Genomic DNA, 24,631 nt, shown 5'->3' with positions numbered 1-24,631 from the left:
GCCTTATTCGCTCAGCACCTTGGGCGGCCCCGCCCGGAACAACTCGCGCAGACCGCCCGGCGCGAGCACCGAGAGCGGGTTGATCGAGACCTTCGGCGCATCGGCGCTTCCGCGCAGCGAGTAGTTGAACCCGAAAAGCCCCTCGCCTTGCTTGGAGATGACCTGACCGATCCCGTTCACGAGATAGAAAGGCGAGATCACGCCCTTCATGTTCAGTGTCTTCGATTGCGGGTAATAGTTGCCCGTCATCGTCACCCCCATAGAGGCCCCCACGGCGGCGCCCCGTGTGACACTCACCCCGTTGGGCGTCAAGCGGAAGGCGCCATCGACCGAGCTGAACAGGATGCCATCACCGCTGAGCTGCTCCAGTAGACCGACGCCCGAGGCCGCGGACAGGAGCGAGGCCAGAACGGGCGCGTCCTTCACCCGCAGGTTCGCGACCGTGAGCTTGCCGTCATAGCTCTTCTGTCCCAGTGGCGTCAGCACCAGCGCGCCCTGCCCGCCGCGCGCCTTGGTGAAGATCCCGGTCGCCGCCAGCGCGCGGCCTGCGTCGCGGGTTTGCGCACGCACCGAAACGCGCCCGCCCGCCGCCGGGATCACCGTGCCGTCGATCGGCGCGCTGCCGTTGAGCTGCCCCTGGAACCGGCCCGAGAGACCGCCGCGCGTGCTGAAATCGCCCCGGAACCCGGTGAGCGCGATGCCATCCGTGATCTGCAGCCGGTCGAGCGACGCGCTGATCGCCGTACCGGCACCGCCCGCGCTGGCACCCGCACGGCCGCCCAAATCTGCCTTGGCGAGGTCCAGCCTGCCCGAGGTGACATTCACTTTCGGCGGGCGCGCCTTGCCCTGACCGATCAGATCGACGCTGCCGGAGAACCAGTTGCCGACGCTCAGGCTCGAGAACCGCGCCCGGTTCAGCCCACCGCCCTTGTTCAAGGTGATGTCGCCCTGCGTCTTCAGCCCCGCAGCACTCAGCGACAGGCTGTCGACCTGCGGCGGCGCGCCGAGCATCCCGGACATTTTCAGATCGCCCGCGCTGCCCGCCGATTTACTCCAGCCGATTTCCGGGATCGACAGGCGGATCCCCTGCAACGCGCTCGCGAAGGTGAACCGCGTCGGTTGATCCTTGCGCAGATCGAGCGCGATACGCCCCTTACCCGCGCCGCGCACCATACCGTTGGGCAGCGCGATCCCCAGCCGGTCAAGCCCATCGGCGCTGACATCGACCGTGCCCGCGACCTCCGAGCGCCCCTTGTTCTCCGGCCCGAATTTCTGCGTCCAGGCGGCATCGAACCCGACACCGGACAGAGTGCCCTTGCCCGAGATCGTCATCCCTTGGGGATCGGCCTTCAGCGTCAGCAAATCGGACCGCAGCGGCCGGTCGGGCACCAGCGTGTCGCTCTTTACTTCGGTCAGCCGGGCGGTCACGTCGAAATCGATCTCGTCCTGCGGCACATTGGGCTTCAGCGGCAAGCGGATCACCGAGCGCGCCTCGGCCCAGCCCTGCGCCACATCGGTGCTCATGCCCGCCTTGCTGAGGAATTCGAATGGCGGCTGGTCGAGCAGCGACAGAGCCGCCGGGATCGGCGAGCGCGTCATCAGCGTAACCTTCGCCGGGGCGGGCTTGATGCGGATATCGGGCACGATGAGCGACGAGCCCGTCACCTCGATCCGCCCGCCCGACGGCGCGGTCACATGTCCCTCCTCGACCTTGAGCGCCTGCCGCGTGTCGATGATCGTGGCAAAACCTCGGCCCTGCTGCACGGGCGGCAAGGTTTTGATGATCCGCACATCCGCGCCCCGGAACTCGTAGCCGAGCGCCAGTTTCGGCTGCGCGCCCGGCACCAGCCGCAGCGCCACGCGGGCATTGCGCAACTGGCCCGTGGTCACGTTCTTCTCAAGCCATTCGCGGGTCTTCGGCACGACCGCCGGCGGCCAGAGCGCGAGCAGCTTGGTCTGGTCGATCTGGTCGATCCCGGCATCGAGCGCGACTTTCCAGCCGTCCTTTTCCGCGCTGACCTTGCCGCTCGCCGAGATCGTCGTGTCGCCCTGGTCGTTGAGTTCCAGCTGGCCGATATCGATGCGGAACGGATCGAGGTTAAGCCGGAAATCGACCGCCCCTTGCGCGAATTGCACCGGGCTCTCGAACAGCCCCGCCGGATCGAGCTGGAGATCGGAAATCGCGATCTGGCCGACGATCTTCTTCGGCACCCCGCCTTCGAGATCGCGCAGATAGGTGTGGCCCGCCGCCTTCAGGCGCAGCGCCCGGCTGTTGAGCGAAAGCGTCGAGACCTCGACGCGCTGCCGTTTCGGATCGTAGTTGAGATAGAGCTTGCCGTTCTCGATCGGGATCGGGTTCACACCCTCATTGGGCCGGATCGCGCCGCGCCCGATCTCGAGCATCGCATTCATCCCGGTCAGCTCGCCCTTGTCGTTGAGCCCCGAGCGCAGCGCCCCCGAGATCGGCGCATCGAGAACGCCGAGCGCCGCGAGCGCCGGGGCCTGCACCGCCAAATCGCGCGCCGGAAGCGAGGTCACGGCGGCCCCGAAACTGGCTTCGCGGCTGGCTTTCTGCGTGGTCATCGACAGCGCGACCTGCGCTGGTTTCGTCTGCCCGCTGCCCAGATCGAACCCCAACGCGACCGAGATTTCACTATCGCTCTGGGTCAGCTTCACGCGGCCATCGGTGACCTTCCAGAGCCGGTCGAGCCGCTCGTCCATCAGCCGGATCTGCAGGTCTTCCGCACTGATCTGCTGCAGCCGAGACAGCGCCGGAACTTCCAGGGTTTTCTCAAAGGTCTCAATGAGATCGGAAGCGTTGTTCAAGTCGATATTGGCAAAGCGATTGCCGCCGCCGAAATCGAGATCCAGATTGCCGTCGGGCAGACGATGCAGCGACAGGCTCGCCCCGCGCAGCCGAAACGAGCGCGGCTCGACCCGCCCGCGCAGCAAAGGCTCCGCCCAGAGCGTCATGCGCAATTCCGGCAGGACCGCGATCGGCAGGCCCGAGGGCCGCTCCAGCCGCACCGTGTTCAGCCGGATCCGGGGGCGCATGCCGTCATCGACATAGAGATCGATCCCGCCGGACAGCCGGACCCGCATCTGGCCTTGCAAGGCGTCATTTGCGCGGGTCTCGATGCGCGCGACGATCCATTGCGGCACGGCGACCGCGCGATGCGTTATGACGAGAAAGGCGCCGGCGGCTACGACCCCGAGAAACACGAAGCTGAGTACAAGAAGCAGGCCGGTGCGGGCTCTGCGGCCGCGGCTCACCGGGGTCGCTGCTCCGGGCTGGGTCTCTGCCTCGGATTTGGGCGTCTCGGCATCGCTCAACGACGCATTGCTCGCCCTTTCGGGCGCGCCGGACGTTTCGCGACTATCGGGACGCTGTCTCTCCATACCGTTCGTCTTGCGCCCGTTGGATCGGGGCTTTTTCTCCCTCGGCGGCGGCGCGTGCCGACCCCGTCTCTTATGCCGGGCCCACCGCGCGCGGTCTTGCCCGGGTCTCCTGCCTCGTGGTTAAGTCTCGCGCAAGCGGGCGTGGAAAGTAAGCCCCGAAACTGCAAGGAGGTTCCCCAATGATCGAGACAGGCGAAAAAGCGCCGGAGTTCACCCTTCCCGCGACGGGCGGCAAGAGCTTCGAAACGCTCGGAAATCCGATCACGAAAGACGGAAATCTGACGCTGTCGGCCTTTGCGGGCCGTCCGGTCGTGCTGTATTTCTACCCCAAGGACAACACGCCCGGCTGCACCACCGAGGCGCTGGATTTCACCCGGCTCGCGCCGGATTTCGCCGAGGCCGGCGTGGTCGTCATCGGCATTTCGAAAGACAGCCTCAAGAAGCATGAGAATTTCTGCGCCAAACATGATCTGGGCATCTACCTCGCCTCGGATGATGGTGGCGAGACCTGCGAGAGCTACGGGGTCTGGGCGGAAAAATCGATGTATGGCAAAACCTTCTGGGGCATTGTTCGTGCGACTTTCTTGATCGGCGCGGACGGCAATGTCGCGCGGGTCTGGCCGAAGGTGAAAGTCAAAGGCCACGCCGAAGAGGTACTCGAAGCCGCCCGCGACCTGAGCTGACCGCCATGCGGGCGCAACGCCCCGCACGCCCCCTCAACGAGCGACAGATATCGCGCCGCGGGGGCGTCGTGCGGCGCGCGCCCATCGGCAAGCGCGGATCACACCAACGTGACGCAGACATGACTGGCGGGACCGAAACCGCCGGGCCGCCCTCCCTTTTGGGCAGAAAACCGCTCATACCGCGCGCGCGAGGGAACCGTGACCAAATGCGAGGGGGAAAGAGGTTGCCCGGACCTGCCCCCCTTGGTAATCCCTTGGCTCGAGGGCGGAGGACTTATCCACAAGCAGGACGGGTGCGCCGCCGCAAGTGACGTGCGGCCCCGTGGCCGCGCTTGATCCGCAACAAACACAGGACCGACCGGCTTGCCTAGACGCATTCTCGACCGCCTGAACACCCGTCTCGAGCGCATCCTGCCCGAACAGCGGCTGTTTCTGAAATCAGACAGCGCCACGCGGTTCGTCCGACTGCGCCCCCTCACCCAAGCGAGTGTACTGGCGATCGGCGCAGGCGTGTTCGTGTGGTCGATGGCCGCGACCTCGATGCTCTTCATCGACGGGATTTCCTCGGGCGGGGCCGAGCAGAACGACAAGGTCGCGAAACTCGCCTTCGAGCGCCGCCTCGACGCGCTCTCGCAAGAGCGCGACGCCCGCGCCGCCGAAGCCCTTGCCGCACAGGACCGTTTCCAGACCGCCCTCGAGCAGGTCTCGAAGATGCAATCCACGCTGCTCGCCTCGGAAGAACGCAAGCGCGAGCTGGAAACCGGGATCGGCGTGATCCAGGCCACCCTGCGCCGCACCATGGACGAGCGCGACACCGCCCGGCTCGCGTTGGCCAAAGCCGAGGGCAAAGGCCCAGACGCGGGTCCGACGCCGATCGCCCGCGCCGAGGACATGGAAAAGACGGTCGACATGCTGTCCACCGCGCTCGGCGAGACCGCGAAGGAACGCGACACGGCGAATGCCGATGCCAAGACCGCGCAACTGCAGATGGACAAGATCGCGCTGCAGAAGCGTCTCCTCGAACAGCGCAACGACGAGATTTTCACCACGCTCGAAGGGGCGGTGAAAATCTCGATGGAGCCGCTCGACAAGGTCTTCAAACAGGCCGGCATGGACCCCGATCACGTGCTCAAGGAAATCAAACGGGGCTATTCGGGCACCGGCGGGCCGCTCTCGCCGATCTCGCTCTCGACCAAGGGCACGGCCGATCTCGATGGCGACACCGCGCGCGCCGAGAACATCCTGCGCAAGCTCGACGAGATGAACATGTATCGCATCGCCGTCGACAAGCTGCCCTTCTCGATGCCCGTGAAGGCGCATTTCCGCTTCTCGTCGCCCTTCGGCTGGCGCTGGGGCCGGATGCACGAGGGCGTCGATATGGCCGCGCCGATCGGCACCAAGGTCTATGCCCCCGCCGATGGCGTCGTGATCGCCGCCGAGCACGAACGTGGCTACGGCAATATCGTCAAGATCCGCCACGAGTTCGGCATCACCACCCGCTACGGCCACCTCAACAAATTCCACGTGAAAGTCGGGCAAAAAGTGTCGCAAGGCGAGTGGATTGCTGATATGGGCAATACCGGACACTCCACGGGACCGCATCTGCACTACGAGATCCGGCTCGGAGGCAAGCCAATTAACCCGATGACCTTCATCAAGGCTGGTAAGAATGTTTTCTAAATCGAAAATCCATGAACCGGGCCCCAAGGCCGACGGCGACAAGCCCAAAACCGGTGAGAGCTCGACCACTCCGAGCCGCCCGACGTCCAGCTCGAGCGACTACACGCCGAGCGCCGCGCCGCGCTCGAAGCCCGCACCCTCGGTTCTCTCCTCGGACCTGACCATCACCGGCAACGTCAAGACGACCGGCGACATCCAGATCGAAGGCACCGTCGAAGGCGACATCCGCGCCCATCTGCTGACCGTCGGCGAAAGCGCCACGATCAAGGGTGAGATCATGGCGGACGACGTCGTGGTCAACGGCCGCGTCGTGGGCCGTGTGCGCGGCCTGAAGGTGCGCCTGACCTCGACCGCACGCGTCGAAGGCGACATCATCCACAAGACCATCGCGATCGAGAGCGGTGCGCATTTCGAAGGTTCGGTGCAGCGTCAGGACGACCCGCTGCAAACCGGTCAAGGCACGCGGAAACTCGCGCCCCCGGCCTCCGAGACCGCCGCCGCAGCACCGGCGCCGACGGGGTCGGAACAGAAATAAAATCAGGCGATAGCCAGAGCAGGAGGGGCGGCCGATCGGGTCGCCCTTTTATTTTGCGCCGGTACATGCGGCGAGGCGGGCAACAGGGGCGCTGCCCCTCTTCGCATGCGCGAATTCACCCCGGGATATTTCGACCAAGCCGAAAGATGGCGCCTTGCTTTCGCCTTGGCGAAAATATCCCGGGGGCGCGCGCAGCGCGTGGGGCGGAGCCCCTCTCCCCATCGCACCACCGGGGCCTTCCCAAAACAAAAGCGCGCCGCGTGGGGGTGCCACGGGCGCGCGAGGTTGGAATGGCGGGGCATGAGACCGGGTTCGGTCCCTGCCCCGCTCGGCTTATTTCACGACCGTCTCCGGCCCCATCGCCATCGTCGGCAGCCAAGTCGACAGGAATGGCACATAGGTGACAAGGATCAGGAAGACGAAGAGCACGGCGAGGAAGGGCGCGGCCGCCTTCACGACCCGCATGATCGGCATCCCCGCCACCCCGGAGGTCACGAAGAGGTTCAGGCCGACCGGTGGCGTGATCATCCCGATCTCCATGTTCACCACCATGATGATGCCGAGATGGATCGGATCGACGCCCAGCTCGATCGCGATCGGGAAGACCAGCGGCGCGACGATCAGGATCAGGCCCGAGGGTTCCATGAACTGGCCGCCGATCAGCAGGATGATGTTGACGATCACGAGGAACATGATCTTGCCCAGACCTGCGCCGAGCAGGGCCTCGGTGATCTTCTGCGGGATCTGCTCGTCGGTCAGCACGTGCTTGAGGATCAGCGCGTTGGCGATGATGAACATCAGCGTGATCGTCAGCTTGCCCGCCTCGAACAGCGTATCGCGCGTGCCCTTGTGCCAGATCGCGGTGAAGATTGCCTGCGGCTTCTTCAGAAGAGAAGTTTTCTGCTCGCCCTCATCGAGCGGGCCCATGTCGCGATAGATGAAGTTCGCGACGAACCACGCATAGACAGCGGCGACGGCAGCGGCCTCGGTCGGGGTAAAGATGCCGCCCGTGATGCCGGGAATACCGTAGAGGCCGACCATGATGATCGCGATCAGCATCAGGCCCCAGAACGCGTCGACGAAGCTTGCGGCGACTTCGCCCCAGCCTTGCCACTCGCCTTTCGGCAGGTTGCGCTTGATCGCGAAGAACAGGATCGTAGCCATCAACATCACGCCCGCCAGAAGGCCCGGAATGACGCCCGCGAGGAACATCCGGCCCACCGACACGTCGGTCGCCGAGGCATAGACTACCATCACGATCGACGGCGGGATCAGGATGCCGAGCGTGCCCGCGTTACAGATCACGCCAGCGGCGAAATCCTTCGAGTAGCCCACCTGCCGCATCGCCGCGATGACGATGGAGCCGATGGCGACCACGGTCGCGGGCGACGAGCCCGAAAGCGCCGCAAACAGCATACAGGCGAAGACGCCCGCGATGGCCAGACCGCCCGGCAGGTGGCCCACCACGGCGATGGCGAAGCGGATGATGCGCTGAGCGACCCCGCCGGTCGACATGAAGCTCGAGGCGAGAATGAAGAACGGGATCGCCAGCAGCGTCGCGTGATTGTCCATCGCGTCGTAGAGCGACTGCGCGATGGAGGCGAGCGAGGCGTCCGAGAAGATCAGCAGGAACAGCGTCGACGCGAGGCCCAAGGAGACCGCGATCGGCACGCCGATCAGCATGAAGCCGATCACCATCACGAAAAGGAACAGGATATCCATACCTCAGTCACCCTTGTTGATATGGGCCACGTCGGCCACTTGGTCTTCGGCTTCGTGGCTCACGATCAGCGCCGAACGCTTGCCCACGGCGACCCCGATTGCCGCCTGCACGAAGCGGATCAGCAGAAGCGTCACGCCGATCGGCAGGATCAGGTAAGGGATGAAGCGCGGCAGCTTGTCATAGGCCTCGCCCATGTTGAACCGATCGCCCAGCCAGACGGCGAGCCAATGCGCGATCGGCACCTGATCCGTCTCGTAGAAGGCGCGGTCGCGGGTGTCCTGAAAGCCCGTCGGGAACCAGCGGCCCGAGGTCTGCTCGAACCCGGCGAAGGGGGCCCAGTAATCCCATGCCCCTTTCAGCAGCAGTACCGCGTAGAGAATGCAAAGGCCCGCCGCGACGAGGCTCATGGCCTTACGCGGCCCGGGGCGCAGCATGTTGATGATCGCATCGACGCCGAGATGCGCGGTCACTTTCACCGCGTAGCTCATGCCCAGCAGAACCAGCCAGGCGAAGAGGATCAGTGTCGTCTCAAGCCCCCAGATCAGCGAGGAGTTGAAGACGTAGCGCAGCACGACATTGACGAAGGTGATCACGGTCATCGTGCCGAGGATCAACGCGATCAGCGTCTCCTCCAGATGATGGATCGCCCGCGAAAACCCGTTGCGCGGCTCATAGCGCTGGCTCATGGCTCACTCCGGTCTGAGGTCGAGAGTTGAAAGTGGCGCGCGCAGGTGTGTGGGGGACCGCGCGCGCCGTGAGATCGGGCGACGAGTGGGGGTCGTCGCCCGTCCGTTCCTGATCAGTGCTTGGCGTTGATCGCCTGCGCTGCGTCGATGTTTTCCTGACCGACGTCATCGGTGAACTGGTCCCAGACCGGTTTCATCGCATCGACCCATTGCTGGCGCTGCTCGGGCGTCAGTTCGCGGATCGTCGCACCGGCGTCGAGGATCGCCTGACGGTTCTCTTCGTTCACCTGATTGATCGCGGCGTTACGCTCTTTGGTGACCTCGTCGAGGATCGACTTGATCTGGTCGCGCATCGCCGGGTCGAGGCTGTCCCACCAGTCGACCGAGGTCACGACCATGTAGTCGAGCAGGCCGTGGTTGGTCTCGGTGATGCCGTCCTGCACTTCGTAGAACTTCTGACCGTAGATGTTCGACCAGGTGTTTTCCTGCCCGTCGACAACGCCGGTCTGCAGCGCGCCATAGACTTCCGAGAAGGCCATCGGCTGCGGCGAGGCACCCAGCGCTTCCATCTGTGCGATCAGCACGTCGGACGGCTGCACGCGGAACTTCAGACCCTTGGCATCGCCCGGCACGAGCAGCGGCTTGTTGGCCGAGAACTGCTTGAGGCCGTTATGCCAGAAATCGAGACCCAGCAGACCGCGACGCACCATCGCCTCTTTCATATTCTGACCGATGTCGGAATTCTGGAATTCGTCCACGGCGTCCATGTTCTTGAACATGAAGGGCAGATCGAAGATGCGGTACTTCTTGGTGAAGGTCTCGAATTTCGAGAGGCTCGGCGCAGCCATCTGCACGTCGCCCTGCAGCATCGCTTCCAGCACCTGATCATCGTTGTAGAGGGTCGAGTTCGGGTAGACCTCGACGCAGGCCTTGCCGTCCATCTCTTCGTTCACGCGCTTGGCGAACAGCGCCGCCGCGATCCCTTTCGGGTGCTTGTCGGTATTGGTGACGTGGCTGAACTTGATGACCATCTCGCCTTCGTCGCAGCCCGTCGGATCGGCCATTGCGACCGAGGCCGAAGCCATGAGAGCGAGCGCCGAAACGGCGGCGGTAAATTTCTTCATAATGTCCTCCCGGAATTCATGTCACGCCGGTCCTCCCCGGCATTGGGGTCAGCAGAAAGCCGCCGAGAGATCCGATCAACTGTTTCGTGAAGCTCTTGTGACGAAGACATTATCCACGCGGAATCAGGGCCTTACGAGGACACCTTCATTACAGCGCGCGGAGGTGTGTGCGAAATCCCGCACAGATAGATACGGCTTAGTGCGAATCCTCGCCCGCCGCTAGTCGCGGTATTCCTCGGGCCGCAGCCCGTGGCGCGCGAGCTTGTCGTAGAAGGTCTTGCGCGGCAGTTTCAGCGCGGAGGCCGCCTCGGTCGCATTGCCGCCCGCGCGGGTCAGCGCCTCGGCCAGCAGCGACTTCTCGACCGCCGCCATGCGCTCGGACAGGCCCAGTTCCTCCGGCGGCTCGCCCGCCTCCAGACCCATCGCGAAGCGCATCGCCTCGGACATCAGCGCGCGGGCGTTGCCGGGCCAGTCGCGCGCCATCAGCTGCGCGGTCATCTCCGGCGGGATTTCCGGGGCGCGCAGATTGGCTTGTTCGCAGGCGGTAGCGACGTAATGGCGAAACAGCGCGGGAATATCCTCGGGGCGCTCGGACAGCGAGGGGATGCGCACTTTCAATGCCTCCAGCCGCCAGTAGAGATCGGGGTGGAAGCGCCCGGCCCGCGCCTCGCCCGGCAGGTCGCGATAGGTGCCCGCGATGAGGCGCGTAGCGGGCCGCGTCTCCAGCAATTCGATCAGCGCGAACTGTGCGGGGCGCGGCAGATCGGCCACCTCATCAAGATAAAGCGTCCCGCCCTCGGCCTGTGCGAAGCCCGCCTCCAACGCCGCTACGTCGAGGCCCGCCGCGGCGAGCTTCACGAAGGGCCGCCGCGCATTGGTGGACAGCAGGTGGATCACCTCGGCCAGCTTGGAATTGCCCGCCCCCGGCGCGCCGGTGATCAACACCTCGGCGCCCGAGCGCGCGGCGCGTCGGGCGGCTTCGCGCAAACCCTCCGCCACCGGAGAGCTACCCACCAAAATCCGCGCCGCCGCGTCGCCGCGCTTGCCCGCAGCCCGCGAGAAGCGCGCCTCCATCACCCGCGCGCGGGTTTCCAGCGCCTTCTCGACAACGGCCAGCAAGTCTTTCCCCGTGCAGGGCTTTTCCAGAAAATCGAACGCACCCGACGCCATCGCACGCACCGCCATCGGCACATCGGCCTCGCCGGTCAGCAGAACTACGGGCAACTCGGCGTCGGCCTTCTGCACGAGGTCCAGCAGCGCGAACCCGTCCTTGCCCGGCATCCGGATATCTGTGACCACGACCCCCTCGAACTCGGTCGAGATATGGTCCTTCGCCTCGATATAGCTGCCCGCGAGCGTCGGCTTCAGCCCCGCCAGTTCCAGCGTCTGGCCCAGCGCCTCGCGCACCGCGCGGTCGTCATCGACAAAGAGAACCCGGCGCATCATGTCTCCACCTCGATCGGTTTGGGTTGGGCCGTGGCTTCGCGCAGCTCGATGGTGAAACGCGCCCCGCCGCCGGGCACATTCTCGCCCCGCAGGGTGCCGCCGAACCCTTGCACCAGCCCGTAAGAGATCGAGAGGCCGAGGCCAAGCCCCTCCGCCGATCCCGCCTCCTTGGTCGAGTAGAACGGATCGAAAATGCGGTCCGGATCGGCAATGCCCGGCCCGGTATCGCGCAGGCTGAGGCGGATCATGCCATCCGCGCGCGCCATGCGGATCGTCAGGCGGCGCTCGGGCTGCCCCTCCATCGCCTCGATCGCATTCGAGATCAGGTTGATGACGACCTGGCTCAGCCGCACCTCACCACCCATCACGATGGCGGGGAAGTCGGGGCGCTGCCAGTCCACGGTGACGCCAGCGCGCCGCAGTCGCTCGTCGAGCATCTCCAGCGCGCTCTCCACCACTGCCGCGAGCCCCACGCGGGTCGCGGGTTCGCTTTCCTGCCGCGCGAATGCTCGGAGGTTGCGGATGATGCGCGCCATACGATGCGCCATCGCGCCGATCTTGCCGAGCGTCTCGCCCGCCTCCTCGGTCCGACCGCGATCGAGCAGCAATTCGGCATTCTCGGCATAAGACGAGATCGCCATCAGCGGCTGGTTCAACTCGTGACTGATCCCCGCCGACATTTGCCCCAACGCCGAGAGCTTGCCCGCCTGCACGAGTTCGGCCTGCGTGCGGCGCAATTCCTCGTTCGCGGTCGACAGTTCCGCCGTGCGTTCGGCGACGCGGACCTCGAGCGCGGCATTGGCCTCGGAGAGGGCCTGCCTGCGCTCCCACAGGGCGAACATCACCGCCCCTACGGCGAGGAACCCGGCCGCGGTCGAAAGGGCAGCGAGCCGCGCCGCGCGCAGCACCGGATCGGCGGCTGCGAGGGCATGCCCCTCCATCTCGATCACCGGCAAGGCGCGCGAGACGTCCAGTGCGGGACCGGAAAGCGAGCCATCTCCCGACACCAGGCGATGACCCGCAAGGTTGCGTTCGCGCAGGTGCAACACCCCGGCGAGCGACCCCGCCGGATAGGTCGCGGGATCGGGCTTTGCACCGGGCTCGGACAGCAGCACCAGATCGGTGCGGTTGGTCAGGAAACTCACGCCGCTATCATCGGTGAACCAGACCGGCACCGGGTTGCCGCGCCCCTCGGCCTCGACATCCTCGGCATTCAGCCGCAGCAGCACGATCCCCGCAACATTGCCGCCCGAAGCAAAGACCGGGGCTGCGAAGACGAACAGCCGATCGCCCGTATCAGGATCCACGAAATGCTCGGAGCCGGTTGCGCCTTGCGCCGCCCGCGCCAGCGCCCGGTTCATCGTGACCCGGTCGGGGCTATCCGCCGGACCTGCGAGCACCGTGCCCCCCGGCGCGATCAGCCAGATGTCGCGCGCGCCCGCATGATCGGCGAGGCGTTGCAGCGTCAGGCTCACCGCCGCATCGCGCCATGTGCCGACCGCCTTGCCCCCTTCGGCGAACCGCGCCGCCAGCGCGACCACGTCGGGATGATCGGCGGCCAGCACCGCCACCTCGCGAAACTGCAACAGCGCAGCCACCAGACGATCCGAGGCCAGCCGCAGATCGGACTGTCCCTGCGCTTCGATCCGCGCCAGACCCTCGCGTGCCGAAACCCGCCACACCCCGATAGAGGCGGCGAGCGTCAGCGCGATCCAGATCAGCAATATGGCGACACGACCCAGCATCAGCACTCTCCCGCCCCTTTCCTTGCGCCAACCGCGCGGCAATGCAAGGCGGAGCGTTCGCTTGGTCTTGCATCCCCGGGCGCGTTGCGGCCAATCTGGCCCCGAGTAACCGGAGCGCCGATGCAGACCCTTTCCCAATCCCCGCTCGATCCCGATTTCGTCCAGAACCCCTACCCGTTCTATGATCGGGTGCGGCAGGGCGGCCCCTTCGTGCAATGGCCCGAATACGGGTTTCGCGTCACCGCGCGCGCTGCGATCGTCGGCGCGGCGCTGCGAGACCGGCGCTTGGGGCGCGAGGCCCCGCCCGAGCAGGCGGTGGACATTCCTAAACATCTCGAACCCTTCTACGCGATCGAGCGCCATTCGATGCTGGAACTGGAGGCGCCGACCCACACCCGGCTGCGCAAGCTGGTGACAAAGGCCTTCACCCCGCGCCGGATCGCAGGGATGCAAGACGAGATCGCCACGCTCTGCCACCGGCTGATCGACGATCTGCCCGAGGGTGGCTGCGACCTGTTGGAGCATTTCGCCAAGCCCCTGCCGGTGATCGTGATCGCACGGCTTCTGGGCGTACCCGAAAGCGACGCGGACAAGCTCTTGGCGTGGTCGAACGCGATGGTGCAGATGTATCAGGCGCGCCGAGATATCAGCCTCGAGGAAGACGCGGCACAGGCTTCAGCGGACTTCGCCGCCTATCTGGGGGATCTGATCGAGACCCGCCGCAAAGCGCCCGGGGAAGATCTGATCTCGGAGCTGATCGCGGTCGAGGAAGAAGGCACCCATCTGACCCGCGACGAGCTGATCTCCACCGTGATCCTGCTGTTGAACGCGGGCCATGAGGCGACCGTCCACCAGATCGGCAACAGCGTGAAAACCCTGATCGAGCAGACCGTCGCACCGCATTGGCTGGAGCCCGCGCGGATCGACGGCACCATCGAGGAGCTGCTGCGCTTCGATCCGCCGCTGCATCTGTTCACGCGCTGGCTCTATGAGGACATGGAGTTTCAGGGACAGGTGCTGCGCAAAGGCGAGCGGATCGGGCTGTTGCTCGCCGGTGCGAACCGCGATCCGTCGGCTTGGGACGATGCGAGCGTCTTCGACCCGTCGCGCCCCGTGCGCACCAATTTCGGCTTCGGCGCGGGGGCGCACTTCTGCATCGGTGCGCCGCTGGCGCGGCTGGAACTGAAACTCGCCCTGCCGATGCTGATGGAGCGGCTACAGGGGCTCGATCTGCCGCGCCGCCCCTATTACGCGGATCTCTACCACTTCCACGGGCTGGAGAAGCTGCAGGTCACCTATACCAAGCGCTGAGCCTCACAGCGGCAGCGCGGTGGTGGATTTCAGCTCCTCCATCGACAGAAGCGCGGTCACGTTGTGGATTTTCACTTCCGAGATCAGCGCCTGATAGAAGCGGTCATAGGCGCGCGCATTCTCGACCCGCACTTTCAGGATGTAGTCGATATCGCCTGCCAGACGGTGCGCCTCCATCACTTCGGGGCGCGCGCGCAGGGTGGCGAGGAACTTGTCCTGCCACTCGGCCTCATGCTCCGACGTGCGGATCAACACGAAGAAGCAGGCATCGAAGCCAAGCGCCTCGGGATCGAGGATCGCGGTCTGCTTTCCGATCACCCCCGCCGCGCGCAATTTGCGAATCCGGTTCCAGACCGGGGTCTTGGAAGACCCTGTTTTCCGCGCGATTTCGTCGAGCGACTGGCTCGCGTCGTCCTGAAGCTCCGCAAGGATTTTCCGATCCAGCTCGTCGATCTGCACCGCCATTCCGATTTCCCTCCGCTTGTTAGGAGATTGTCACTCCCTCCAAATCCATAAGGAACGAATGTCCTTATTGGCAAGGGCATATGGTCAAAAACCGGAATAATTTCCTATATTCACGCTCAAGACGCAGACGAGGAGCGTGACATGGAAACTCTCGAAACTCAGACCCAGGTGACACTTGCTGGCGCCGGTCCGGGCGACCCGGACCTGCTGACCGTGGCGGTGCTGCGCGAGATGATGTGCGCCGACGTGATCCTGCACGACACGCTGGTGAGCGCCGAGGTGCTCGCGCTCGCGGGCCCGCAGGCGCAGCTGATCGAGACCGGCAAGACCGGTTTCGGCCCGTCGATGAAGCAAGGCGACATCTCGTCCCTGATCGTCCGCCTCGCGCAGGAAGGCCAGCGGGTACTGCGCCTGAAATCGGGCGATCCGGGCGTGTTCGGTCGGCTGGGCGAGGAGCTGGACGCGCTCGACGCGGCCGGGATCGCCTATCGGGTACTGCCGGGCATCACCGCAGCCTCCGCTGCCGCTGCCTCGCTCGGCCAGAGCCTGACGGAACGTGGCCGCAATCGCGAGCTGCGCCTGCTCACCGGGCATGACGCAGACGGGCTGGCCGAACAGGATTGGTCGGCGCTGGCCCGCCCCGGCGCGGTCGCCGCGATCTACATGGGCAAGCGCGCCGCGCGCTACGTGCAGGGACGCCTGATGATGCATGGCGCCTCCCCCGCGACCCCCGCCTGTGTGGTCGAGAACGCCTCGCGCGCCGATCAGGTCATCCGCCCCGCGACGCTCGCCACCCTGCCCACCGTTACCGCCGAGGCCAAAGGCCCCGCCGTGATCCTACTCGGGCTCGCCCCGCGCGACGCCCGCACCGCCCTCAAGGAGGCCGTGCTATGAGCAAGAAATTCATCCCCGGCGTGATCAGCGCCAATGACCTGCGCGAAGGCCATGTCGTCTACATGAACGATGCGGGCCAATGGGTGCTGCGCCTGAAAGACGCTGCCTTCCTCGACGATCCGGTGATCGCGGACATGTGGCTCGATCTGGCCAATGCTCAGCCTGAGAAAGTCGTGGGCGCCTATCTCGCGCCTGCCACGCTCGGTCCGAACGGCCCCGAGCCCGCGCATTTCCGCGAGGCCTTCCGCGCCGCCGGCCCTTCCATCGAGCTACCCGGGAGCTGATCCATGTTCCAACCCAGCGATTTCGACCGCGCCGCCGTCCGCGCGCGCGCCGAGCAGTTTCGCCATCAGGTCGCGCGCCGCCTCGACGGCAGCCTGACCGAGGACGAGTTCAAGCCGCTGCGCCTGATGAACGGGCTCTACCTGCAGCTGCACGCGTATATGCTGCGCGTGGCGATCCCATATGGCACGATCGAGGCCCGGCAGATGCACCAGCTCGCCAAGATCGCCGATGCCTGGGATCGCGGCTACGGCCATTTCACCACACGCCAGAACATCCAGTTCAACTGGCCGAAACTGATCGATGTGCCGGACATGATCGACGCGCTCGCCGATGTCGGCATGCACGCGATCCAGACCTCGGGCAACGCGATCCGCAACACGACGACGGATGCCTTCGCAGGTGCCGCCGCCGATGAAATCGCCGATCCCCGCCCTTACGCGGAACTGATCCGTCAATGGTCCACCGACCATCCGGAATTCCAGTTCCTGCCGCGCAAGTTCAAGATCGCGATCAACGGCGCCGAGGCCGACCGCGCCGCGATCCGCGCCCATGACGTGGGCCTGCAACTGGTCGAGCGCGATGGCGAGATCGGGTTCCAGGTCTTCGTGGGCGGCGGTCTCGGCCGCACCCCGATGATCGGCAAGGAAATCCGCAGCTTCCTGCCCGCGGTCGATTTGCTGCCCTATCTGGAATCGATCGTCGCCGCGTGGAACCTCGCAGGACGGCGTGACAACAAGTATAAGGCGCGCATCAAGATCACCGTGCACGAGCTTGGAATCGATACGTTTTCCGAGATGGTCGAGGCCGAATTCCCGGCCCGGCGCGCGGCGTTCAAGGGCGCGGACCAAGCGATCCTCGCCGATCTAAAGACGCAATTCGCCCCGCCCGCGCTGCCCGCCCGGGAGAGCGAGAGCTTCGAGACCGCGCTCGGTGTCGACGCGCTTCTGCGTGACTGGGCCGCGCGCTCGGCCTCGCCCCATCACAACCCCGATTACGCGGTGGTCACGGTCAGCCTGAAGGATCACGGCGCGCCTCCGGGCGATGCCACCTCGGACCAGATGCGCCTGCTCGCCGATCTGGCCGAACGCTACGGTCAATCGGAGCTGCGCATCAGCCACGAGCAGAACGTGATCCTGCCGCATATCGCGAAGGCCGATCTGCCCGCGCTGTTCGAGGCCCTGCGCAAGGGCGGTCTCGCCACGGCGAATATCGGACTGACCTCGGATATCATCGCCTGCCCCGGCATGGATTACTGCGCGCTGGCCACGGCCCGCTCGATCCCGCTGGCACAGCAGATCTCGACCCATTTCCGCGATCTCGGGCTGGAGCAGGAGATCGGTGCGCTCAAGATCAAGATCTCGGGCTGCATCAACGCCTGCGGCCACCACCATCTGGGCCATATCGGCATCCTCGGTCTCGACCGTGCGGGCGTGGAGAACTACCAGATCACGCTGGGCGGCGACGCGACCGAAACGATGGCGCTTGGCGAACGTGCCGGCCCCGGCTTCGCCTATACGGAGGTGATCCCTGCGCTGGAGCGTCTCCTGCGCGCCTATCTCGAGCTGCGTGAAAGCGCCACCGAGAGCTTCCTCGACGCGCTGCGCCGCCTTGGCCCGGACCCGTTCAAGGAAGCGCTCTATGCAGAGGCTCAACGCCATGCCGCTCAGTGATGGAACGGATATCGCCCCCCGCGTCGCCGGGCTGAACGAACGCTACCGCCACCACGCCGCAACCGCGGTGATGGAGCGGGCGTTGCGGGACCCCGATGTGGGCAATGTCGCGCTGGTTTCGTCCTTCGGGGCGGAATCGGTGGTGTTGCTGCATATGGTCTCGGTGATCGCGCCCGGCACGCCGGTGCTGTTCATCGACACGCAGATGCTGTTTCCCGAGACGCTCGCCTATCAGCGCGACGTCGCGGCCAAGCTGGGCCTGACCAATGTGCAGGTGATCCAGGCCGATGAGGCCGCGATTGCCCGCGACGACCCGGACGGCACGCTGCACCAGTACAGCACCGACGCCTGCTGCACCCTGCGCAAGACGGTGCCGCTGGAAAATGCGCTGTCGGGCTATGACGCGTGGATCACCGGGCGCAAACGCTTTCAGGGCGGCCAGCGCGCGGCGCTCGATTTCTTCGAGATCGAGACCGACAGCCGGATGAAGATCAACCCGCTCGCCCATTGGGACAAGCAGGACGTGCAGGATTACATGGTCGAGAACCGCCTGCCTCGCCATCCGCTGGTGGCGCAAGGCTACCCTTCGATCGGCTGCGCACCCTGCACCTCGCCTGTGAAACCGGGCGAAGACGAACGTGCGGGCCGCTGGCGCGGCGCTGCCAAGACCGAATGCGGCATCCACTTCATCGGCGGCAAGGCCGTCCGTGTGAACAGTGAAGGCCAAGTGATTGAGAACAAGGAGAATGTGGCATGAGCGTGATCGTTCGCGACGACGGCTTCCACAATGACGACTTCACCGGGGCGAGCCTCGACATCGCGCCGGAGACCGATGCGGGCTACCTGCCTGCGCTGATCGAAGGCGCCGAGATGATCCGCGTCCTGTTCCCGACCTTCTCGGACGGGCGCGGCTTTTCGCTGGCGCGCCGCATCCGTGCGCTCGGCTATACCGGGCGTCTGCGCGCGGCGGGCCCGCTGATCGCGGATCAATACGCGATGGCGCGGCGCGTGGGCTTCGACGAGGTCGAGATTCCGCCGGAACTGGCCGAGCGCCAGCCGCAGGCGCAATGGCTGTTCCGCGCCGACTGGGCCGCGCATGACTACCGCGCGCGGCTCGCCGGCTGAGGCTTTCACCCGTCCGCGATATCCGATAGACCATAACGAAACCGGCAATTGAGCCAGATCAAGGGCCAGCGCTGACGCAAGCTGTATCCGATCTGTATATTTGCCAGACCGAGGCGCCTGCCCCGGCCCGAGAGAGATGTGACAATGAACGAGAGCGCCGTGACCGAGATCCCCAAGGTGAAGACCCTGCCCGACGCGCAGACCGTGACCGAAGTGACCCATTGGACGGACCGGCTGTTTTCCTTCCGCGTGACCCGGCCGCAAAGCCTGCGCTTCCGCTCGGGCGAGTTCGTGATGATCGGGCTGATGGGCGACAATGGCAAACCGCTGCTGCGCGCCTATTCCATCGCCTCACCCAACTGGGACGAGGAGCTGGAATTCTACTCGATCAAGGTGCCCGACGGCCCGCTGACCTCGAAGCTGCAGCATATCAATGTGGGCGACCAGATCATCCTGCGCCCGAAGCCCGTGGGCACGCTGGTCCATGACGCGCTGCTGCCGGGCAAGCGGGTGTGGTTCCTCGCCACCGGCACCGGCATCGCGCCCTTCGCCTCGCTGATGCGCGACCCCGAGACCTACGACAAGTTCGACGAGGTCATCATGATGCATACCTGCCGGACGGTCGAGGAACTGGAATATGGCCGCCAGCTGGTCGAGAACCTGATCAACGATCCGCTGATCGGCGAGATGGTGGACGGCAAGCTGAAATACTACCCGACCACGACCCGTGAGGAATTCCATCACATGGGCCGGATCACCGACAATCTCGAGAACGGCAAGGTGTTCAAGGATCTCGGCCTCGAGCCGATGAACCCCGAGACCGACCGCGCGATGGTCTGCGGCTCGCTCGCCTTCAACAAGGACGTGATGGCGGTGCTCGAAGGCTTCGGGCTGCGCGAAGGCGCGAATTCCGAGCCGCGCGAATATGTGGTCGAGAAGGCCTTCGTCGGCGACGGTATCTGATCTGGTTCAGGGGGCGCTGCCCCCTCGGGCTTCGCCCTCACCCCCGGGATATTTCTCAAGAGCGAAGATGGGCGTCTGTCCTGTCTTCGCTCTTTTCAAATATCCCGGGGGGCGCGCGGGGGCAGAGCCCCCTTGTGACCCAGCGTTTTTTCCGCCGCGACTTGGGAGATCGCCTCATCGTTGCTATCTTAAAGGCATGACTGAGGGGATCACCACGATGACGCGCCACCAATTGAGCCACAGCTTTCGCGAACATGTCGCCGATGGCGTCGTCCATGTGCTGGGCGTCGTTTTCGCCGTGGCAGGCGTCAGCGCACTGATCGTCTGGGCGTCGCTGGCCGCACCGGCCGGGCGGGTTTGGCCGCTCGCGGTCTATTCGGTGGGGCTGATCGCCTCTTTCTCGCTCTCGGCCGCCTATAACCTCACCCTGCATGCACCGATGCGCGCGGTACTGCGGCGCTTCGATCACGCCGCGATTTATCTTCTGATTGCGGGCACTTACACGCCGATGGCGCTGATCGGCCTCGGCGGGGTCGCCGGCTGGGCGCTGACCGCGACGGTCTGGGCGCTTGCGACCTTCGGCATCGTGATGAAGCTCGGCTTTTTCCACCGCGCGGAGCGCACGGGGTTCTGGCTCTATCTGGCGATGGGCTGGCTCGGGATGATCGCGATGTGGCCGCTGATCGTGGCCCTGCCGCTGCCCGCGCTGATCCTGCTGGTCGTGGGCGGGCTGACCTATACGGTCGGCGTAATCTTCTACCAGACCGAGCGCATCCCCTTTTCGCGCGCGATCTGGCACGGCCATGTGCTGGCCGCGGCCGCGACGCATTACGCCGCTGTGATCGTGATCTCGCACTGAGCGGAATTTACAGCGGCTCGATATCGCCCATCGCACGGGTCTCGTGGAATTCCGAGACGAAGCGCGCCAGCGCCCCCTCGTCGATCGCCGCGCGCAGGCCCGCCATCAGCTCCTGATAGTAATGCAGGTTGTGCCAGGTCAGCAGCATCCCCGAGATCATCTCGCCGGAGCGGAAGACGTGGTGCAGATAGGCGCGCGAGTAGTTCGAGCAGGCCGGGCACGTGCAGGCCTCGTCCAAGGGCCGCGGATCATCGGCATGGCGGGCGTTCTTGATGTTCACCTGACCGCGGCGGGTCCAGGCCTGGCCGGTGCGCCCCGAGCGCGACGGCAGCACGCAATCCATCATGTCGACGCCGCGCTCCACTGCGCCCACGATATCGTCGGGTTTGCCGACGCCCATCAGGTAGCGGGGTTTGTCCGGCGGCAACATGCCCGGCGCATAGTCGAGCACGCCGAACATGGCTTCCTGCCCCTCGCCCACGGCGAGGCCGCCGACGGCGTAGCCCTCGAAGCCGATTTCCTTGAGTTTCTCGGCACTTTCCTCGCGAAGCTCACGCGTCACGCCACCCTGCTGGATGCCGAACAGCGCATGGCCGGGACGGTCGCCGAAGGCATCGCGCGAGCGTTGCGCCCACCGCATCGAGAGGCGCATGGACTTCGCCACTTCTTCCTCGGTCGCGGGCAGCGCCGGGCACTCGTCGAAGCACATCACGATATCCGAACCCAGCAACTTCTGGATCTCCATCGAGCGTTCGGGCGAGAGCATATGTTTCGAGCCGTCGACATGGGAGGCAAAGGTCACGCCTTCCTCGGTCAGCTTGCGCAAGCTCGCGAGGCTCATCACCTGAAAGCCGCCCGAGTCGGTCAGGATCGGCTTGTCCCAATTCATGAACTTGTGCAGCCCGCCCAGACGCGCCACCCGCTCCGCGCCGGGGCGCAGCATCAGGTGGTAAGTATTGCCCAGAAGAATATCCGCGCCGGTCGCGGCCACCGATTCCGGCATCATCGCCTTCACGGTGGCGGCGGTGCCCACGGGCATGAAGGCCGGCGTGCGGATTTCGCCGCGGGGCGTCGAGATCGTCCCGGTGCGCGCAGCACCATCGGTGGCCTTGAGGGTGAAGCTGAACTTGGTCATCTGGGGCTCTCCTTCGGCCCCGGCTGATAGACCCAAAGCGGCGCGAAGGGAAGGCCACGTGGGGCGCAAGGGCATGGACCGGAATCGCATTTTGGCCTTACGCTAGGGCAAAAGGAGGCTCGCCATGTTTCGTTCCATCCTTCTAACCCTCTGCGCCACGCTCGCGCCGTTCGCCGCGGCTGCGCAAAACCAGCGCATCAGCCATTGTATCGCGATTGCCGATGCCGCGCCGGGGATTGAGTATCTGCACAAGGCAAGCTGGTCCGACCCGGTGCCGGAGCAATCGGTGCGGTTGCATTACATCGACCATTCGATGGTTCTGTTGCAGACTGAGGGCGGGCTATCGGTCGTCACCGATTTCAACGGCTGGACCGGCGGGGCGCGCTTTGCCCCTGATTACGTCACGATGAACCACGCCCATTCTAGCCACATGACCGATATGATCCCCGAAGGCACGGTGGCCCTGAAAGGCTGGTCGGATCAGTTCGGCGTCGCCGCCGAGCACCACCTGGACCTCGGCGAGATGCTGATCCGCAATGTGCCCACCGCAATCCGCAGCTTCGGCGGGGTCGAGGAGAACGGCAACTCGATCTTCGTCTTCGAGGTGGCCGGGCTCTGCATCGGCCATCTGGGCCATCTGCATCACGAGCCCGACCCCGCGCAATATGCGGCGCTGGGGCGGCTCGATGTGGTGATGGCGGCGGTGGACGGCTCCTACACGGTCGATCAGCCGACGATGATCCGTATCCTGAACCGGCTGCGCTCGCGCATCGTGATCCCGGTCCATTGGTTCGGCGAGCCGACCCTGCAGAGATTTCTCGACGGGATGAAAGACGAGTTCGCGGTAGAGCGGCCCGGCGTGAGCGAGGTGATCGTTTCGCTCAGGACCCTGCCGCGCGAGCCGACCGTGATGGTGCTGGAGCCGGAGCGACTGCAATAAGCTCCTCTCAACTCTCCGCCTTCTTCTCCCAGCGGCCGCCCTCTTCCGACCAGTAGATCGCCTTCGCGCCCGCGCCGGTCAGGGTCTTCCATTGCCCGCGCGCATGTTGCACCGCCTGAGGGTCGTTGCCGTCGAACAGAATCCAGACGCGCTTATGGGCGTCGGTTTCCTCTGCTGCGACCTCGGCGCCGTCCACGGCCATCATCGCCTCGCGCCCGTCGCCTGCGGGCGTGGTGCCCAGCAGGATCGGCTGCAGCGCGTCATGCGGCCCGCCTGCGAGCCCGTGCGGCAGGAAGCTCGCCTCGTTGCCTATCAGCCAGAGCCTCTGGTCGAGCCAGTCGAGCCGCGCGGAATCGGTCCCGCGCAATTCCACCTTCCAACCCTGCTCCACCGCCCGGGAGGCGAGGTTCAGCACCACCTCCTCGAGGCTGGAGCGGGTCAGATGGTAGAAATTGACCTGACCCATCTCAGGCTTCGAACTTGTCGCGGATCAGACGGTCGAGCATGCGCACGCCCCAGCCGGTCGGGCCTTTCGGGGCCAGCGTGGTCTCGTTCGGCGGAAGCGCCACGCCCGCGATGTCGATATGGCACCACGGCACCTCGTCCTTCACGAAGCGCTTGAGGAAGGCAGCCGCGGTGATCGCACCGCCCCAACGGTTGCCGACATTGCGCATATCGGCCAAACGCGATTTCAGCGCCTTGTCATAGGCGGGCTGCAGCGGCATGTGCCACGCGCCCTCGCCCTCGGTCTTCGCCGCTTTAAGAATGTCGGCTACGAACTTGTCATCATTGGCGAAAAGGCCCGCGTTCTCGTGGCCGAGGGCGACGATCACGGCCCCGGTCAGCGTGGCGAGATTGACCATCGCCTTGGGCTGGAACCGGTCCTGCGCGTACCAGAGAACATCGGCCAGAACGAGGCGGCCCTCCGCATCGGTGTTGATGACTTCGATCGTGTCGCCCTTCATCGAGGTCACGATATCGCCGGGGCGTTGCGCGCGCCCGTCGGGCATGTTCTCGACCAGACCGACGAGGCCCACGACATTCGCCTTGGCCTTGCGCAGCGCCAGCGTCCGCATCACGCCCGAGACGACGCCTGCGCCGCCCATATCCATCGTCATCTCTTCCATGCCCGCGCCGGGCTTGAGCGAGATGCCGCCCGCATCGAAGACGACGCCCTTGCCGACGAGCGCGAAGGGCGCCTCGCCCTCCTCGCCGCCCTTCCACTGCATCACGACCAGCTTCGAGGGCATCTCCGAGCCCATGCCGACGCCCAGAAGCGCACCCATGCCGAGCTTCTTCATGTCCTCTTCTTCGAGGATTTCGACATCGAGGCCCAGCTCCTGCATCGCGGCGAGGCGGGCGGCGAAATCGTCGGTGGTGAGGATATTGGCGGGCTCGTTGACGAGATCGCGGGTGAAGAACACGCCCTCGGCCAGTGCTGCATGCGGGGCCGCGGCGGCGGCGACCTCTTCGGGCTTGTCGACCATGATCGTCACCGGCCCGTAGGCCTTCTTGTCCTCGCCGGTGTGATAGTCGAAGCGATAGGCGCGCAACGCGAGGCCCAGCGACAGATCGGCCGCGCGCGGATGGTTCTGCGCCACCACGAGCGCGCCCGCCTCACCCAGTTTGGCCCCGATCGCAGCCCCCGCCTTGCGGGCCTCGTCGGCGCTGGCCTTGCGGTCGAGCCGCACCAGCTGCACCGCTTCGGCGGCGATCGCGGCGGGCCAGCTCAACTCCATCGCATCGCCCGCACCGAGCCCCGCGAAGGCTTCCGAGTCCACCGCGCGCTTGATCGCGCCTTTCATCGCCCGATCCAGCTTGCGCCCGGCCTGCCCCAGCTTGCCGTCACCGCCCACGACCAGCGCGATCCGCCCGCTTTGGGTAGCGAAGCCCTCCGGATCGGTTTCCTTGAAGGCGATAGCAACAGGTTGGGTCATGTGGGGTTCTCCGAAGATGAGACCGG

The 24,631-nt window shown here is 65.5% G+C and carries 22 protein-coding genes; 12 read left to right on the top strand and 10 right to left on the bottom strand.

Annotation, left to right across the window (positions count from 1 at the left end):
- Positions 1–3: 3 nt before the first annotated feature.
- The gene (locus BMI89_RS06890; protein WP_143593841.1) at positions 4–3,333 is read right to left on the bottom strand and encodes an AsmA-like C-terminal region-containing protein; all 3,330 of its coding nucleotides are present in this window, start codon (positions 3,331–3,333) and stop codon (positions 4–6) included.
- A 245-nt stretch (positions 3,334–3,578) separates the two neighbouring features.
- Between BMI89_RS06890 and BMI89_RS06885 the strand changes: the two genes are divergently transcribed.
- The 3 genes from BMI89_RS06885 (at position 3,579) to BMI89_RS06875 (ending at position 6,297) form a co-directional block, all read left to right on the top strand.
- On the top strand, positions 3,579–4,082 hold the full coding sequence (locus tag BMI89_RS06885) for a peroxiredoxin (RefSeq protein WP_078570330.1): 504 nt from the start codon (positions 3,579–3,581) through the stop codon (positions 4,080–4,082).
- 363 nt (positions 4,083–4,445) lie between these two features.
- Positions 4,446–5,762 carry a M23 family metallopeptidase gene (locus tag BMI89_RS06880; protein ID WP_078570329.1) on the top strand — a complete coding sequence of 439 codons (1,317 nt, stop codon included), beginning with the start codon at positions 4,446–4,448 and terminating at the stop codon, positions 5,760–5,762.
- Positions 5,752–6,297: a polymer-forming cytoskeletal protein gene (locus tag BMI89_RS06875; RefSeq protein ID WP_078570328.1), complete on the top strand. Its 546-nt coding sequence runs from the start codon at positions 5,752–5,754 to the stop codon at positions 6,295–6,297. The genes BMI89_RS06880 and BMI89_RS06875 overlap by 11 nt, the downstream gene beginning before the upstream one ends.
- A gap of 333 nt (positions 6,298–6,630) precedes the next feature.
- Here BMI89_RS06875 and BMI89_RS06870 read toward each other — a convergent pair whose 3' ends face one another.
- The 5 genes from BMI89_RS06870 to BMI89_RS06850 all read right to left on the bottom strand — a co-directional run bounded on the left by BMI89_RS06870 (position 6,631) and on the right by BMI89_RS06850 (position 13,021).
- Positions 6,631–8,019: a TRAP transporter large permease subunit gene (locus BMI89_RS06870; RefSeq protein WP_078570327.1), complete on the bottom strand. Its 1,389-nt coding sequence runs from the start codon at positions 8,017–8,019 to the stop codon at positions 6,631–6,633.
- 3 nt (positions 8,020–8,022) lie between these two features.
- Positions 8,023–8,706, bottom strand: coding sequence for a TRAP transporter small permease (locus tag BMI89_RS06865; protein ID WP_078570326.1), 684 nt, complete (start codon positions 8,704–8,706; stop codon positions 8,023–8,025).
- 113 nt (positions 8,707–8,819) lie between these two features.
- Positions 8,820–9,830 (bottom strand): TRAP transporter substrate-binding protein, encoded by a 1,011-nt coding sequence (locus BMI89_RS06860; protein ID WP_078570325.1) that lies wholly within the window; start codon positions 9,828–9,830, stop codon positions 8,820–8,822.
- Between the two features lie 219 nt (positions 9,831–10,049).
- Positions 10,050–11,276 (bottom strand): sigma-54 dependent transcriptional regulator, encoded by a 1,227-nt coding sequence (locus tag BMI89_RS06855; RefSeq protein WP_078570324.1) that lies wholly within the window; start codon positions 11,274–11,276, stop codon positions 10,050–10,052.
- Complete coding sequence (locus BMI89_RS06850) at positions 11,273–13,021, bottom strand: ATP-binding protein (RefSeq protein WP_078570323.1); 1,749 nt, start codon at positions 13,019–13,021, stop codon at positions 11,273–11,275. The genes BMI89_RS06855 and BMI89_RS06850 overlap by 4 nt, the downstream gene beginning before the upstream one ends.
- Positions 13,022–13,141: 120 nt before the next feature.
- On the opposite strand from BMI89_RS06850, the gene BMI89_RS06845 reads away from it, so the two are divergent.
- Positions 13,142–14,332, top strand: coding sequence for a cytochrome P450 (locus tag BMI89_RS06845; RefSeq protein ID WP_078570322.1), 1,191 nt, complete (start codon positions 13,142–13,144; stop codon positions 14,330–14,332).
- A 3-nt stretch (positions 14,333–14,335) separates the two neighbouring features.
- Here BMI89_RS06845 and BMI89_RS06840 read toward each other — a convergent pair whose 3' ends face one another.
- Positions 14,336–14,797 carry an Lrp/AsnC family transcriptional regulator gene (locus BMI89_RS06840; RefSeq protein ID WP_078519325.1) on the bottom strand — a complete coding sequence of 154 codons (462 nt, stop codon included), beginning with the start codon at positions 14,795–14,797 and terminating at the stop codon, positions 14,336–14,338.
- Positions 14,798–14,938: 141 nt separating this feature from the next.
- On the opposite strand from BMI89_RS06840, the gene cobA reads away from it, so the two are divergent.
- The 7 genes from cobA to BMI89_RS06805 all read left to right on the top strand — a co-directional run bounded on the left by cobA (position 14,939) and on the right by BMI89_RS06805 (position 20,593).
- Complete coding sequence (gene cobA, locus BMI89_RS06835) at positions 14,939–15,691, top strand: uroporphyrinogen-III C-methyltransferase (RefSeq protein ID WP_078570321.1); 753 nt, start codon at positions 14,939–14,941, stop codon at positions 15,689–15,691.
- On the top strand, positions 15,688–15,975 hold the full coding sequence (locus BMI89_RS06830) for a DUF2849 domain-containing protein (protein WP_078570320.1): 288 nt from the start codon (positions 15,688–15,690) through the stop codon (positions 15,973–15,975). The genes cobA and BMI89_RS06830 overlap by 4 nt, the downstream gene beginning before the upstream one ends.
- Before the next feature lie 3 nt (positions 15,976–15,978).
- A complete protein-coding gene (locus BMI89_RS06825; protein ID WP_078570319.1) occupies positions 15,979–17,646 on the top strand; it encodes a nitrite/sulfite reductase in 1,668 nt (555 codons plus the stop codon).
- Positions 17,633–18,403 carry a phosphoadenylyl-sulfate reductase gene (locus BMI89_RS06820; RefSeq protein ID WP_078539441.1) on the top strand — a complete coding sequence of 257 codons (771 nt, stop codon included), beginning with the start codon at positions 17,633–17,635 and terminating at the stop codon, positions 18,401–18,403. Before BMI89_RS06825 ends, BMI89_RS06820 begins: the two co-directional genes overlap by 14 nt.
- Positions 18,400–18,771, top strand: coding sequence for a DUF934 domain-containing protein (locus BMI89_RS06815; protein ID WP_078546761.1), 372 nt, complete (start codon positions 18,400–18,402; stop codon positions 18,769–18,771). Before BMI89_RS06820 ends, BMI89_RS06815 begins: the two co-directional genes overlap by 4 nt.
- Before the next feature lie 144 nt (positions 18,772–18,915).
- The gene (locus BMI89_RS06810) at positions 18,916–19,734 is read left to right on the top strand and encodes a ferredoxin--NADP reductase (protein ID WP_078570318.1); all 819 of its coding nucleotides are present in this window, start codon (positions 18,916–18,918) and stop codon (positions 19,732–19,734) included.
- Positions 19,735–19,951: 217 nt separating this feature from the next.
- Positions 19,952–20,593 carry a hemolysin III family protein gene (locus BMI89_RS06805; protein ID WP_078570503.1) on the top strand — a complete coding sequence of 214 codons (642 nt, stop codon included), beginning with the start codon at positions 19,952–19,954 and terminating at the stop codon, positions 20,591–20,593.
- A gap of 7 nt (positions 20,594–20,600) precedes the next feature.
- Here BMI89_RS06805 and tgt read toward each other — a convergent pair whose 3' ends face one another.
- Complete coding sequence (tgt, locus tag BMI89_RS06800) at positions 20,601–21,728, bottom strand: tRNA guanosine(34) transglycosylase Tgt (protein ID WP_143593840.1); 1,128 nt, start codon at positions 21,726–21,728, stop codon at positions 20,601–20,603.
- A gap of 124 nt (positions 21,729–21,852) precedes the next feature.
- On the opposite strand from tgt, the gene BMI89_RS06795 reads away from it, so the two are divergent.
- The gene (locus BMI89_RS06795; protein ID WP_078570316.1) at positions 21,853–22,668 is read left to right on the top strand and encodes an MBL fold metallo-hydrolase; all 816 of its coding nucleotides are present in this window, start codon (positions 21,853–21,855) and stop codon (positions 22,666–22,668) included.
- A 7-nt stretch (positions 22,669–22,675) separates the two neighbouring features.
- On the opposite strand, the gene BMI89_RS06790 is transcribed toward BMI89_RS06795, so the two are convergent.
- Together BMI89_RS06790 and BMI89_RS06785 are read right to left on the bottom strand one after the other, a co-directional pair.
- Positions 22,676–23,134, bottom strand: a complete 459-nt coding sequence (locus BMI89_RS06790; RefSeq protein ID WP_078570315.1) for a DNA polymerase III subunit chi — start codon at positions 23,132–23,134, stop codon at positions 22,676–22,678.
- Position 23,135: 1 nt separating this feature from the next.
- Positions 23,136–24,605: a leucyl aminopeptidase gene (locus BMI89_RS06785; RefSeq protein ID WP_078570314.1), complete on the bottom strand. Its 1,470-nt coding sequence runs from the start codon at positions 24,603–24,605 to the stop codon at positions 23,136–23,138.
- Positions 24,606–24,631: the final 26 nt, after the last annotated feature.

It is taken from the genome of Thioclava sp. F36-7, assembly GCF_002020075.1.
GTDB lineage: Bacteria > Pseudomonadota > Alphaproteobacteria > Rhodobacterales > Rhodobacteraceae > Thioclava > Thioclava sediminum.
This window is presented reverse-complemented; position numbering and strand designations above follow the sequence as displayed.

Excerpts from the sequence above, each read along its gene's own strand:
- BMI89_RS06825 (WP_078570319.1), top strand. The coding sequence starts at position 15,979 with ATGTTCCAACCCAGCGATTTCGACCGCGCCGCCGTCCGCGCGCGCGCC.
- BMI89_RS06810 (WP_078570318.1), top strand. The coding sequence starts at position 18,916 with ATGAACGAGAGCGCCGTGACCGAGATCCCCAAGGTGAAGACCCTGCCC.
- BMI89_RS06860 (WP_078570325.1), bottom strand. The coding sequence starts at position 9,830 with ATGAAGAAATTTACCGCCGCCGTTTCGGCGCTCGCTCTCATGGCTTCG.
- BMI89_RS06850 (WP_078570323.1), bottom strand. The coding sequence starts at position 13,021 with ATGCTGGGTCGTGTCGCCATATTGCTGATCTGGATCGCGCTGACGCTC.
- BMI89_RS06840 (WP_078519325.1), bottom strand. The coding sequence starts at position 14,797 with ATGGCGGTGCAGATCGACGAGCTGGATCGGAAAATCCTTGCGGAGCTT.
- BMI89_RS06870 (WP_078570327.1), bottom strand. The coding sequence starts at position 8,019 with ATGGATATCCTGTTCCTTTTCGTGATGGTGATCGGCTTCATGCTGATC.
- BMI89_RS06790 (WP_078570315.1), bottom strand. The coding sequence starts at position 23,134 with ATGGGTCAGGTCAATTTCTACCATCTGACCCGCTCCAGCCTCGAGGAG.
- cobA (WP_078570321.1), top strand. The coding sequence starts at position 14,939 with ATGGAAACTCTCGAAACTCAGACCCAGGTGACACTTGCTGGCGCCGGT.
- BMI89_RS06820 (WP_078539441.1), top strand. The coding sequence starts at position 17,633 with ATGCCGCTCAGTGATGGAACGGATATCGCCCCCCGCGTCGCCGGGCTG.
- BMI89_RS06885 (WP_078570330.1), top strand. The coding sequence starts at position 3,579 with ATGATCGAGACAGGCGAAAAAGCGCCGGAGTTCACCCTTCCCGCGACG.
- BMI89_RS06830 (WP_078570320.1), top strand. The coding sequence starts at position 15,688 with ATGAGCAAGAAATTCATCCCCGGCGTGATCAGCGCCAATGACCTGCGC.
- BMI89_RS06815 (WP_078546761.1), top strand. The coding sequence starts at position 18,400 with ATGAGCGTGATCGTTCGCGACGACGGCTTCCACAATGACGACTTCACC.
- BMI89_RS06805 (WP_078570503.1), top strand. The coding sequence starts at position 19,952 with ATGACGCGCCACCAATTGAGCCACAGCTTTCGCGAACATGTCGCCGAT.
- tgt (WP_143593840.1), bottom strand. The coding sequence starts at position 21,728 with ATGACCAAGTTCAGCTTCACCCTCAAGGCCACCGATGGTGCTGCGCGC.
- BMI89_RS06865 (WP_078570326.1), bottom strand. The coding sequence starts at position 8,706 with ATGAGCCAGCGCTATGAGCCGCGCAACGGGTTTTCGCGGGCGATCCAT.
- BMI89_RS06785 (WP_078570314.1), bottom strand. The coding sequence starts at position 24,605 with ATGACCCAACCTGTTGCTATCGCCTTCAAGGAAACCGATCCGGAGGGC.
- BMI89_RS06875 (WP_078570328.1), top strand. The coding sequence starts at position 5,752 with ATGTTTTCTAAATCGAAAATCCATGAACCGGGCCCCAAGGCCGACGGC.
- BMI89_RS06855 (WP_078570324.1), bottom strand. The coding sequence starts at position 11,276 with ATGATGCGCCGGGTTCTCTTTGTCGATGACGACCGCGCGGTGCGCGAG.
- BMI89_RS06795 (WP_078570316.1), top strand. The coding sequence starts at position 21,853 with ATGTTTCGTTCCATCCTTCTAACCCTCTGCGCCACGCTCGCGCCGTTC.
- BMI89_RS06845 (WP_078570322.1), top strand. The coding sequence starts at position 13,142 with ATGCAGACCCTTTCCCAATCCCCGCTCGATCCCGATTTCGTCCAGAAC.